This is a genomic window from Stenotrophomonas sp. GZD-301 (assembly GCF_049310345.1).
Classification (GTDB): Bacteria; Pseudomonadota; Gammaproteobacteria; order Xanthomonadales; family Xanthomonadaceae; genus Stenotrophomonas.
On the sequence record NZ_JBMOWY010000014.1, the window covers coordinates 62,108 to 73,695 of the forward strand.

Genomic DNA, 11,588 nt, shown 5'->3' on the forward strand with positions numbered 1-11,588 from the left:
CCGCCGGCTCAGAACAGCAGCGAGGCCATGCGGCGGCGGTAGCGGCCCACCAGATCGTCGTCCTGGATGACCTTGAACGCATCGATCAGCAGTTTGCGCGGGCGGCCATCGTCGTAGGTGCGGTCGCGGCGCAGCATCTCCAGGAACTGCTCCAGCGCCGCCTCGTCGTCGCCGGCCAGCAGCTGCTGCACGCCGCGCAGGTGGCGCGCCTGCAGGTCATCGCCATCGGCGGCGATCCTCGCGTCCAGTGCGTCGGCGGCCGGCGCGTCCTGCAGCGCGTGGGCGAAGTCCAGGCGCGCGCGGGCGCGCACGGCGCGGTCATCGGTGGACAGGTTGGCCGGCAGTGCGTCGATCAGCGTGCTGGCCTCGGCGGTGGCACCGGTCTGCAGCAGGGCCAGCGCAAGGTCGAGCTTCAACTCTTCCTTGTCCGGCTCGGCGGCAATCGCCGCGCGCAGTACATCCACCTGGGCCTGCGGATCCAGCGGGGCCGGTTCGTCGGCTGCAGCGGCCTCCTCGGCGGGGGCCGCCGGCACCACGCCGTGCTGGGCCAGGAACTCGCGCAGCTGGCCTTCCGGCACGGCACCCGGGAAGCCATCGACGATCTGGCCGCCCTTGACCAGGAACACGGTGGGCACCGAGCGGATCTGGAAGGCCGCGGCGATCTGCTGCTCCTGGTCCACGTCCACCTTGGCCAGCTCGAATGCGCCGTTGTATTCGCCCGCCAGCTTTTCCAGCATCGGGCCCAGGGTCTTGCACGGGCCGCACCAGGTGGCCCAGAAGTCCACCAGCACCGGGGTCTGCAGGGACTTCTGCAGCACCTGCGCTTCAAAGGACTCGGTGGTGGCGTCAAAGACGTAGGGGAGATCGCTCATGGTCGGATATCAACGGGAAACAGGTAACCGAGTGTATGGTGCCGGCGCCTGCCCGACGCAACCCCACTGCCGCGCCTGCGGCAAACCGGAGACAATGCGCCCGGTAGGCAAGGCCGGGACGTCCGGCGATATCCGGAGTGACGATGCAGGCTGCAAAACGCTGGGAACGGGGGCTCGGGGCGGTGGCCGCGGCGGTATTCGTGGTGGCGGCGACGGGGTTCGCGCTGGCCTTGCCCGCGTTCGATCCGATGCGCCATCCGTTGGCCCTGCTCGGCGCCCTGGGCGTGCCGCATGGGCGTGCCTTCAGCCTGGTGACCCTGTTGCTGCCGGGTGTGATGGCGGCCGTGGTGGCGTTCTGCCTGCTGCTGCGCGTACCGCGCACCGCACCGTGGCCGCTGCGGGTGGGCGTGCAGATGCTGATGCTGGCCGCGCTGGCCTTTGCCGCGATGGGGCTGCTGCCGCTGGATGCCGAGGACATTGAAAGCGTGGCCAGCCGTTACCACGCCAGCGCGTGGATGGTCTGGGTGCTGGCCTTCGTGCCGGGGGCGCTGATGACGGCCTGGGGCGCAGGGTCGCTGGCGGGCTGGCGACGCGTGGCGCAGCTGCACCTGGCCTGTGGAACGACGGTGCTGCTGGCTGCGTTCGCGCTGCCGGCGCTGCTGCCGGGGCCGCTGGCCCAGCTGCTGGCCTTCGCCGGCTGGCTGGTCTGGCTGGCGGCGGTACTGCCGCTGGCACCTGCGGCGCTGCGGCCCTGAGCGCATCCCGCGCCGCGCACGTGGCGGTCGTTGCCGGTCAATCTCCTGATAATTCAACGAGATGACCTTTTCGGCGAGGGCAGGTGATCGCGCCGATTGGAGCCCTTTGCCGCACTGCGGTACCCTGTGCCGCTTTGCCGCCGCATCCGTGTTTCCATGACCAGCGTCGAACCCAACGTCTACGACCCGCAGCAGGTTGAATCCGTCGCCCAGAAATTCTGGGACGCCACCCATGCCTTCGAGGTCAACGAGTCTTCGGACAAGCCGAAGTTCTACTGTCTGTCGATGCTTCCGTACCCGTCCGGTGCGCTGCACATGGGCCACGTGCGCAACTACACCATCGGTGACGTGATCAGCCGCTACAAGCGGATGACCGGCCACAACGTGCTGCAGCCGATGGGCTGGGATGCGTTCGGCCTGCCGGCCGAAAACGCGGCGATCAAGAACAAGACGGCGCCGGCCAAGTGGACCTACGCCAACATCGGCCACATGCGCAGCCAGCTCAAGTCGCTGGGCTATGCCATCGACTGGTCGCGCGAGTTCGCCACCTGCACGCCCGAGTACTACGTGCACGAGCAGCGCATGTTCACCCGCCTGATGCGCAAGGGCCTGGCCTACCGCCGCAACGCGGTGGTGAACTGGGACCCGATCGACCAGACCGTGCTGGCCAACGAACAGGTCATCGACGGCCGTGGCTGGCGCTCCGGTGCCCTGGTGGAGAAGCGCGAGATTCCGCAGTGGTTCCTGCGCATCACCGATTACGCCCAGGAACTGCTGGACGGCCTGGATGAACTGCCGGGCTGGCCGGAGTCGGTCAAAACCATGCAGCGCAACTGGATCGGCCGTTCCGAAGGACTGGAAATCCAGTTCGACGTGCGCGATGTCGACGGCAGCGCGCTGGATCCGCTGCGCGTGTTCACCACGCGCCCGGACACCGTGATGGGCGTGACCTTCGTGTCCATCGCCGGCGAACACCCGCTGGCCCAGCACGCAGCGAAGTCGAACCCGGCGCTGGCCGCACTGCTGGCCGAGATGAAGCAGGGCGGCGTGTCCGAGGCCGAACTGGAAACCCAGGAAAAGCGCGGCATGGATACCGGCCTGCGCGCCGTGCATCCGGTGACCGGCGCCCAGGTGCCGGTGTGGGTCGCCAACTTCGTGCTGATGGGCTATGGCACGGGCGCGGTGATGGCCGTCCCGGGCCACGACCAGCGCGACAATGAATTCGCCAACAAGTACAGCCTGCCGATCCGCCAGGTCATCGCGCTGAAGTCGCCGCGCAAGGACGAGGGCGCCTACGACGCGACGCGTTGGCAGGACTGGTACGGCGACAAGACCCGCGAGACCGAACTGGTCAACTCCGACGAGTTCGACGGTCTGGATTTCCAGGGCGCCTTCGAGGCGCTGGCCGAACGGTTCGAGCGCAAGGCCCAGGGCCAGCGCCGCGTGAACTATCGCCTGCGCGATTGGGGCGTGAGCCGCCAGCGCTACTGGGGCTGCCCGATCCCGGTGATCTACTGCCCCAAGTGCGGTGCGTTGCCGGTGCCGGAAGAACAGCTGCCGGTGGTACTGCCTGAAGACGTCAACTTCGTCGGCACCGGTTCGCCGATCAAGGCCGACCCGGAATGGCGCAAGACCACCTGCCCGGATTGCGGCGGTGCGGCCGAGCGCGAAACCGACACCTTCGACACCTTCATGGAGTCGAGCTGGTACTACGCCCGTTACACCTCGCCGGGCGCCCGCGATGCGGTCGACAAGCGCGGCAACTACTGGCTGCCGGTGGACCAGTACATCGGCGGCATCGAACACGCGATCCTGCACCTGATGTACTTCCGCTTCTTCCACAAGCTGCTGCGTGATGCGCGCATGGTGGACAGCAACGAGCCGGCGCAGAACCTGCTGTGCCAGGGCATGGTGATCGCCGAGTCCTACTACCGCTGGAACGCGGAAAATCCGAAGGACAAGGATTGGATCAATCCGGCCGACGTGAACGTGCAGCGCGACGAGCGCGGCCGCATCACCGGCGCCACGCTGATCGCCGACGGCCTGCCGGTGGAGATCGGCGGCACCGAGAAGATGTCCAAGTCCAAGAACAACGGCGTGGACCCGCAGGCGATGGTCGGCAAGTACGGCGCCGACACCGTGCGCCTGTTCTCGATGTTCGCCGCACCGCCGGAACAGTCGCTGGAGTGGAACGAAGCCGGCGTGGATGGCATGGCCCGCTTCCTGCGCCGCCTGTGGGCGCAGGTGCAGAAGCATGCTGCCGAAGGCCAGGCGCCGGCGCTGGACGTGGCCGCGCTGAACGCAGAGCAGAAGGCGCTGCGCCGCAAGACCCATGAAACCATCGGCAAGGTCGGTGACGACTACGGCCGCCGCCACAGCTTCAACACCGCGATTGCCGCGGTGATGGAACTGATGAACGCGCTGGCCAAGTTCGATGATCTCTCCGGGCAGGGCCGTGCGGTCCGCCAGGAAGCGCTGCAGGCAGCCGTGCTGCTGCTCAACCCGATCACGCCGCATGCCAGCCATGCGCTGTGGCAGGTGCTGGGCAACGCCGAGACGCTGCTGGAAGACCAGGCGTTCCCGCAGGCCGACGCCGGTGCGCTGGTGCGCGACGCGGTGACCCTGGCGGTGCAGGTCAACGGCAAGCTGCGCGGCACCATCGACGTGGCCGCCGATGCAGCGCGTGACCAGATCGAAGCGCTGGGTCTGGCCGAGCCGAATGCCGCCAAGTTCCTCGACGGCCTGACCGTGCGCAAGATCATCATCGTGCCCGGCAAGATCGTGAACATCGTGGCCGCCTGAGGGCGGTCACGAACCACGCCTCCGGTCTCAACCGACGTTCACGCGGCATCGGGCATCTTCTATGCCTGTTGCCGCGCCCGCCCGGCTCCCCCAGACTGTGCCCATGACCCGATTCCTGCTTGCCCTCGTTCTGACCACCACCCTTGCCGGCTGTGGCTTCCATCTGCGCAACAAGCTGATGCTGCCGGCCGACGCGGCGGCGGTGAAGGTGGTGTCCACCGCTCCCTACAGTGAGCTGGTCAAGCTGCTCCGTCGTGGGCTGCAGGCCTCCGGCGCGGTGATCGCCGATGCCGACAGTGTCGATGACAGCACCGACGGCGTGCCGGTGGCGCAGCTGCAGGTGGTGTCCGAGCGTTGGGGCGACCTGCCGATCGCCATCGATGCGCAGGGCCGTGCCCAGGAATACAGCCTGCGCTACGCGGTGATCTTCGTGTTCCGCCGCGAAGACGGCAGCGTGCTGGTGCCGCAGCAGGTGATCGAACTGTCGCGCGACTACGTCTCGCCGCCCACCGACGCCACCGGTACCACCACCGAGCGCGAGATCCTGGCCGACGAACTGCGCCGCGAGATGTCCGCTTCGATCCTGCGCCGTATCGACAGCGTGGTGCGTGCTGAAATGGAACACGGCCGACTGCCGGCCAAGCCGGGCGAACCGGCGGTGGCACCGGCCCAGCCGGTCGATCCGCCGAAGGGCAACTGACCGGTCCGCACGGACCGGCCGCCGGCATGGAACTGCGCCCCGAACAGCTTGCCAGCCAGCCGGCCAGCCAGGCGCTGCTGCCGGTGTACCTGATCGCCGGGCCGGAAACGCTGCGGGTGCTGGAGGCGGCCGATGCGGTGCGCGCCCGCGCACGACAGGACGGCATCAGCGAGCGCGAGGTGTTCGACGCCGACGGCCGCGATTTCGACTGGAACCAGCTCGATGCGACCTTCAACGCGCCGAGCCTGTTCAGTGCCCGGCGCCTGGTCGAGCTGCGCCTGCCCAGCGGCAAGCCGGGCAAGGACGGCGCGGAAGTGATCAGCCAGTTCTGCGCCAACCCGGCGCCGGACGTGATCCTGCTGATCACCTGCAACGAATGGAGCAAGGCCCACCAGGGCAAGTGGGCCGAGGCGGTGGGCCGCGTCGGCGTGCTGTCCGTGGCCTGGGCGATCAAGCCGCACGAACTGCCCGACTGGATCGAGCGCCGCCTGCGCCAGCAGGGCCTGCGCGCCGATCCGCCGGCCGTGCAGCGGCTGGCCGAGCGGGTGGAAGGCAATCTGCTGGCCGCCGCGCAGGAAATCGACAAGCTCGCGCTGCTGGCCAAGGGCCAGACCCTGGACGTGGAGACGATGGAGTCGCTGGTGGCCGATGCCGCCCGCTACGACGTGTTCCGGCTGGTGGAAGCCACTTTCTCCGGGCAGCCTCCGGCGGTCCTGCGGATGCTGGCCGGCCTGCGCGGCGAAGGCGAGGCCGTGGCAGCGCTGACCCCGATCGTGATCCGTGAACTGCTGGCCACGGCCGGGCTGGCACGGGTGCAGGCCCGTGGCGGCAACCTGGCCGCGGAAATGAAGAGCCGCGGCATCTGGGAATCGCGGCAGGCGCCGTTCAAGCGCGCACTGCAGCGGCACCCCGAGCCCAAGCGCTGGGAGCGGTTCGTGGCCGAGGCAGGGTTGGTGGACCGCATCGCCAAGGGGCGCGCTGACGGCGACGCCTGGCTGGCGCTGGAGCGGCTGCTGCTGGCCGTGGCCGAGGCCCGTGCCGTGCGCCTGCTGGCGCGCGCCTGACCGATGCCGCTGCGCATCTATTACGGCGGCACCTTCGATCCGGTGCACTTGGGCCATCTGGCCATCGCACGGGCGGCGCGCGACCAGCTGCAGGTAGCGGTGCGCCTGCTGCCGGCGGCCGATCCGCCGCACCGGGCGGCACCAGGCGCGTTGGCGTCCGATCGCGCCACGATGCTGACCCTGGCCATCGACGGCGAGCCGGGACTGCTGCTGGACCGCCAGGAACTGGAGCGCGCCGAGCGCCAGCCCGGCGTGCCGTCCTACACCGTGGACACCCTGCGCGAACTGCGCGAGGCGTTGGGGCCGCAACGGCCGCTGGCGTGGCTGGTCGGCGCCGACAGCCTGCTGGGGTTGCCGCAGTGGCATGAGTGGGAGGCGCTGTTCGGGCTGGCCCATTTCATCGTTGCCGATCGCCAGGGCAGTGCCCTGGACCAGGCCCTGCCGCCGGCGCTGGCGCAGGCCTTGCAGGGCCGTTGGACCCGGCGCGAGCAGGATCTGCTGGAGGCGCCCGGCGGGCGCGTGCTGCGGCTGGACGCCCCGCTGCGGGCCGAGTCGGCCACCCGGGTACGGGCACTGATCCAGACCGGTGGCGCGTGGCAGGCGCTGCTGCCTCCGGCCGTGGCCGGCTACATCGCCGACCGGGGCCTGTACGGCGCATCCAGCACGTGAATACGCGGGCGCCCGCCGCCCCGTATAATCGGCATCACATTTATCGAGTCTCCCCGCTTTGAGCAATCAACCCCAGCCCCAGACCATCAAGGTCCAACTGCCCAGCCCCGCACCGTCCAACGATCAGTTGCTGGAGTGCGTGCGCAAGGCCACCGAAGAACTGAAGGCGAAGGATCTCGTCGAGATCGACGTCATCGGCAAGTCCAGCGTCGCCGATTACATGGTGATCGCCTCGGGCACGTCCAGCCGCCACGTGAAGTCGATCGCCAATGAGGTGGTGAAGTTCGCCAAGCAGCTCGGCGTGATGCCGCTCGGCGTGGAAGGCGAGCGCGAAGCGGAGTGGGTGCTGGTGGACCTGGGCGACGTGATCGTCCATGTGATGCTGCCGCGCGTGCGCGAGTTCTACGCGTTGGAGCGCCTGTGGACGGTCGGCGACCAGCCGCCGAGCCTGCTCGACGACGCGGACGAAGAAGACGACTACGCCGCGCGCTGATGCCGCAGGTGTGGATCGCGACAACGGCGCCGAGGGCGCCGTTGTCGTTTGCGCGGCAGGCCTGCCGCCAGCAGGAGCAGTGAGATGAAAGCCAGGTTGATCGCCACCGGAGAACGCGCGCCCGCCTGGGTTGCGCAGGGCTTTGCCGAGTACCAGAAGCGGCTGTCGCACTGGCTGCCGTTCGAGCTGGTGGAGATCGAGCCGGGGCTGCGTGGCAAGGGCCGCGACGCGCGCCGTGCGACGGAGGACGAGGGCAGGCGGGTGATCGCGGCTCTGCCGAAGAATGCGTATGTGGTGGCGCTGGACGTGCCCGGTCGCCAGCTCAGCTCCGAGCAGCTGGCGCAGCGTCTGGAGCACTGGCGCGGGCAGGGCAGGGACATGGCGTTCCTGATCGGCGGGCCGGAGGGACATTCGCCGGAGGTGTCGGCGCTGGCGGATGAAAAATGGTCGATCGGGCCGCTCACGCTGCCGCACATGCTGGTGCGCCTGGTGGTGGCCGAGCAGCTGTACCGTGCCGCGGCGATGCTGGCCAACCATCCGTATCATCGGGCGTGACAGCGCGCGCGAACGAATTGGGAAAAAACGGGTTACATCCCGCGAAAAACTGGTTACAATGCGCACCCCGCCCGAATAGCTCAGCCGGTTAGAGCACTTGACTGTTAATCAGGGGGTCGTTGGTTCGAGTCCAACTTCGGGCGCCAAGTTTTGAAAAGCCTCGCAGCGATGCGAGGCTTTTTTTTGCGCATCGCGGGTAGAGCCGACCGTTGGTCGGCTGGCCGCGCGAAGCGCGCACGGAACCCCGGTAGAGCCGACCGTTGGTCGGCTGGCCGCGCGAAGCGCGGCAACGATCGGCAAAGCGCGGCAATGACCGGAGCAACGGCAGCCGGGTAGAACCCGGCTCTACGAGATGCATCGCACGAACCGCCGGTAGAGCCGACCGTTGGTCGGCTGGCCGCGCGAAGCGCGGCAATGATCGGCGCAGCGCGGCAATGACCGGCGCAACGGCAGCCGGGTAGAGCCGACCGTTGGTCGCCTGGCCGCGCGAAGCGCGGCAATGATCGGCGAAGTGCGGCAATGACCGGAGCAACGGCAGCCGGGTAGAACCCGGCTCTACGACGCGCGGGGCGCGGCAATGATCGGCGCATCGGCCGGCCGCGCCACCAACAAAAAGCCCGGGCAATGCCCGGGCTTTTCGTTCCCCAAGAGCGGTGGATCAGTTGAAGGTGTACTTGGCGCCGACGGTGAAGTAACGGCCGATCGCGCCGCTGAAGTGCAGCGGGTTGTAGTTGACCGCACCGTAGGTGCTCGGATCCAGCGGAGCGATCTTGTCGAACACGTTCTGCACCGAGGCGTTGAGTTCGAACGCTTCGGTCACGTTCCAGCGACCGGACAGGTCGAAGGTGGTGAACGAGGAGATCTTCTCGACCGGCGTACCGTCTTCATAGAAGGCCAGGTACGAACCGCCGCGGGCGTCCTTGTTGTCCAGGCTGGAGATGTAGTTGGCGACGCCGCTCACGCTCCAGTTGCCCTGCTTCCAGGTGGTGCCGAAGTTGATGCGGTCCTGCGGCGTGCCGATGCAGTTGGTCACATCGCAGTTGCCGTGGGTGCCCACGTAATCCACCGTGGTGTCGCCTTCGGTGCGCTCGAACTTGAGCACGTGGCTCCACTGCATGTCCAACTCGAGCTGGCCCGGGCCGAGGTCGAAGGTCTGGCGGATATCGGTGTCGATACCGCGCACACGCGACGAGTTGGCATTCACGTAGGCGGTGTTGACGGCCAGGATCGTACCGGTGTTCGCCACCCCGTTGAGGTTGTTGCTGTCACGCAGGACGTTGCCGGCGGCGATCGCGTCGGCGGTGCTGCCCTGGGCGATTTCGTTGGTGCGCTTGATTTCCCACGCATCGACGGTCAGCGAGGTGCTCGAGGTCGGCTGCAGCACGATGCCCACCGAGTAGCTCTTGGACTCCTCCGGCTTCAGGCCCGGATTGGGACGGGTGATGATGGCGACCTGACGGGCGCCGCACTCGGCCGGATCGTTGCCGCTGGCGGCGCAACGGGCCGGGTCGCGGGCGTTGGAGAAGGCAGCCAGGCCACCGTCGCCGTTTTCGGCCGGGTTGGGGGCGCGGAAGCCTTCGGCATAGCTGGCACGCAGCGCCACCCAGTCGACCGGGGTCCACTTCACGCCCAGCTTCGGCGTTGCCTTGCCTTCGCCGCTTTCGTACTTGTCGTAGCGGACCGCGCCGGACAGTTCCAGCTGCTCCAGCACCGGTGCGGACAGTTCGACGTAGCCGGCGTACACGTTCTGGGTACCGTCATAGGCCGAGTAGCCCAGGCCGATGATGTCGCCCACGTCGGTGTAGGTCTGCGGGGTCAGGCTGTTGCTGGTACGACGCCATTCGGTACCCAGCGCCAGGCCCAGCGGGCCGCCCTTGAGGTCCATCAGGCTGCGCGACACGGTGAAGTCGAACATGTCCAGGCTGGACTTGGCGCGGGCGCTGATGGTCGGGGAGATGAAGTCATACAGCGCCTGCGAGTTCTGCCCGGCGTTGTCGCCGATGCGCCACACGCCGCCGGCGCAGTTCGGATCACCCAGCGCACAGCGGACCGCGCTGTAACGCAGGAAGCCGGTGCGCTTGTTGGTCAGGTCGGTACCCGAATGCAGGTAGGCGGTGTCGTAGCTCCACTCGCCCCAGTTGCCCTTGACGCCGACCAGGAAACGGTTGAACTCGTTGGTGTTGTTGGTCACGCGCGGACCCACGTCCCAGGCCGAGTAGCGCAGGCGCGAGGCCTGGCCGGGAATCGGATTGTCCGGGTGGGTCGGGCCGAGCACGGTGGCGCCCGGGCCGCTGTTGGCATTGACCGGGCCACCGGGATAGCCCCAGCCGCCGGACACGCCCGACGGCGTATTGGAGAACACGGTTTCCTTCTTGGAGTAGCCGATCTCGGTGTAGACCTCGCCGCCTTCGCCGAAGGCGAAGCTGGCACGGCCGAACACGTTGACGTACTTCTCTTCCGGGGTCAGGTCGCGGAACTGCTGCGCCGGATCCCACAGGCAGCCTTGGGCCTGGGCGGTGGCATCGTTCTGGCCGGGAATGGTGGTCAGACCGGCGCAGCCGGGCAGAGCAACCAGGTGGCCGGTGCTGTCGAACACCGAGCCGTTCGGGCCGGTGCCGCCAGCGGTGCCGCCGCTGAGGTAGGCGCCGCCGAGGAACTGCGCGTCGCCCGCATCGTAGCCCCAACGACGGATGTCGCCGGTGCCGATCCACTTGCGGTCCTTGCGGTCGCTGATCTTGATCGCGTCGGTCTTGCCCACGTCCAGGCTGAAGAACGCATTCCAGCCATCGGTGGCCAGGTCGCCGGTACCGGCGGTCAGGGTGGCCTTCTTGGCATCGCCGTCGCTGTCGCCGGACAGGCCGTAGGACGCGCGCAGGATCGCGCCGTTGAAGTCGCTGCGCAGGATGATGTTGACCACGCCGGCGATGGCGTCCGAACCGTAGATGGCCGAGGCGCCGTCCTTGAGGACTTCGATGCGCTCCACCGCGTCCAGCGGAATGGTGCTCAGGTCGGTGAAGACCTTCTGGCCGTCATCGGCCAGGCCATAGGTGGCCATGCGGCGGCCGTTCAACAGCACCAGCGTGGAGCCGGCGCCCAGGCCGCGCAGCGAGATGCCGGCGCCGCCGCCAGCAAAGCCGTTGCCGAAGGTCTTGGGAATGGAGCCGGCGCCGTCGGCGGTGAGCGTCTGCAGGTACTCGGCCACCGTGGTCTTGCCGGTGCGGTCGATTTCCTGGCGGGTCACCACCTGCACCGGGGAGGGGGTCTCGGTGTTGGTGCGCGGAATGTTGGAACCCGTGACCGTGATCCGGTCCAGGTTGGTGGCCTGCTCCTGGGCGAAGGCAGAAGAGCTGGCCAGAGCGCCGGCCAGCAACAGCATGCTGCCGGTCAGGGAGGTGGAAATGGAATGGGCCAGAGTATTGCGGCGGCTGCTGTCGAGCCGTTGGATCGGGTGTTTCACAGCTTCTCTCCTGACTGGAAAACCTACGATGGCGAAAGATCGGCACCGGAACGGCGGCCGACGGCGCCAATCTAGGTTTCCAGCAGGTGACGTAAGTGTGAAAAATTGCTTAATCCGCTCCGCCGTTCGTCGGCGGCGAGGCGGGGCGCCCGGCAGGCGCCCGCCGTGCGGGCTCACCGGGGCAGCGAGAAGTCCACCGGCACCAGGCCGTCGGCCACCAC

The 11,588-nt window shown here is 68.1% G+C and carries 9 protein-coding genes and 1 tRNA gene; 8 read left to right on the plus strand and 2 right to left on the minus strand.

Annotation, left to right across the window (positions count from 1 at the left end; genetic code table 11):
- Positions 1-8 precede the first annotated feature (8 nt).
- Positions 9-872, minus strand: a complete 864-nt coding sequence (gene trxA / locus ACO6VK_RS04240; RefSeq protein ID WP_422505708.1) for a thioredoxin — start codon at positions 870-872, stop codon at positions 9-11.
- Positions 873-1,015: 143 nt separating this feature from the next.
- Between trxA and ACO6VK_RS04245 the strand changes: the two genes are divergently transcribed.
- From ACO6VK_RS04245 to ACO6VK_RS04280, 8 genes are all read left to right on the plus strand, one after another.
- A complete protein-coding gene (locus tag ACO6VK_RS04245) occupies positions 1,016-1,627 on the plus strand; it encodes a DUF998 domain-containing protein (RefSeq protein ID WP_422505709.1) in 612 nt (203 codons plus the stop codon).
- Between the two features lie 156 nt (positions 1,628-1,783).
- Entirely contained in the window at positions 1,784-4,429 is a 2,646-nt protein-coding gene (gene leuS / locus ACO6VK_RS04250) for a leucine--tRNA ligase (protein WP_422505710.1), read from the plus strand.
- Positions 4,430-4,532: 103 nt separating this feature from the next.
- Complete coding sequence (gene lptE, locus ACO6VK_RS04255; protein ID WP_422505711.1) at positions 4,533-5,129, plus strand: LPS assembly lipoprotein LptE; 597 nt, start codon at positions 4,533-4,535, stop codon at positions 5,127-5,129.
- A gap of 26 nt (positions 5,130-5,155) precedes the next feature.
- Positions 5,156-6,193 (plus strand): DNA polymerase III subunit delta, encoded by a 1,038-nt coding sequence (holA, locus tag ACO6VK_RS04260; protein ID WP_422505712.1) that lies wholly within the window; start codon positions 5,156-5,158, stop codon positions 6,191-6,193.
- Positions 6,194-6,196: 3 nt separating this feature from the next.
- A complete protein-coding gene (nadD, locus tag ACO6VK_RS04265; protein WP_422505713.1) occupies positions 6,197-6,862 on the plus strand; it encodes a nicotinate-nucleotide adenylyltransferase in 666 nt (221 codons plus the stop codon).
- A 58-nt stretch (positions 6,863-6,920) separates the two neighbouring features.
- On the plus strand, positions 6,921-7,355 hold the full coding sequence (rsfS, locus tag ACO6VK_RS04270; RefSeq protein WP_422505714.1) for a ribosome silencing factor: 435 nt from the start codon (positions 6,921-6,923) through the stop codon (positions 7,353-7,355).
- Positions 7,356-7,439: 84 nt separating this feature from the next.
- Positions 7,440-7,910 (plus strand): 23S rRNA (pseudouridine(1915)-N(3))-methyltransferase RlmH, encoded by a 471-nt coding sequence (rlmH, locus tag ACO6VK_RS04275; protein WP_411851697.1) that lies wholly within the window; start codon positions 7,440-7,442, stop codon positions 7,908-7,910.
- Between the two features lie 69 nt (positions 7,911-7,979).
- Positions 7,980-8,056 (plus strand) — tRNA-Asn (locus tag ACO6VK_RS04280).
- Positions 8,057-8,568: 512 nt separating this feature from the next.
- Here the strand turns inward: ACO6VK_RS04280 and ACO6VK_RS04285 are convergent.
- Complete coding sequence (locus ACO6VK_RS04285) at positions 8,569-11,367, minus strand: TonB-dependent receptor (RefSeq protein WP_422505715.1); 2,799 nt, start codon at positions 11,365-11,367, stop codon at positions 8,569-8,571.
- Positions 11,368-11,588: the final 221 nt, after the last annotated feature.

Excerpts from the sequence above, each read along its gene's own strand:
- holA (WP_422505712.1), top strand. The coding sequence starts at position 5,156 with ATGGAACTGCGCCCCGAACAGCTTGCCAGCCAGCCGGCCAGCCAGGCG.
- nadD (WP_422505713.1), top strand. The coding sequence starts at position 6,197 with ATGCCGCTGCGCATCTATTACGGCGGCACCTTCGATCCGGTGCACTTG.
- leuS (WP_422505710.1), top strand. The coding sequence starts at position 1,784 with ATGACCAGCGTCGAACCCAACGTCTACGACCCGCAGCAGGTTGAATCC.
- rlmH (WP_411851697.1), top strand. The coding sequence starts at position 7,440 with ATGAAAGCCAGGTTGATCGCCACCGGAGAACGCGCGCCCGCCTGGGTT.
- ACO6VK_RS04245 (WP_422505709.1), top strand. The coding sequence starts at position 1,016 with ATGCAGGCTGCAAAACGCTGGGAACGGGGGCTCGGGGCGGTGGCCGCG.
- trxA (WP_422505708.1), bottom strand. The coding sequence starts at position 872 with ATGAGCGATCTCCCCTACGTCTTTGACGCCACCACCGAGTCCTTTGAA.
- lptE (WP_422505711.1), top strand. The coding sequence starts at position 4,533 with ATGACCCGATTCCTGCTTGCCCTCGTTCTGACCACCACCCTTGCCGGC.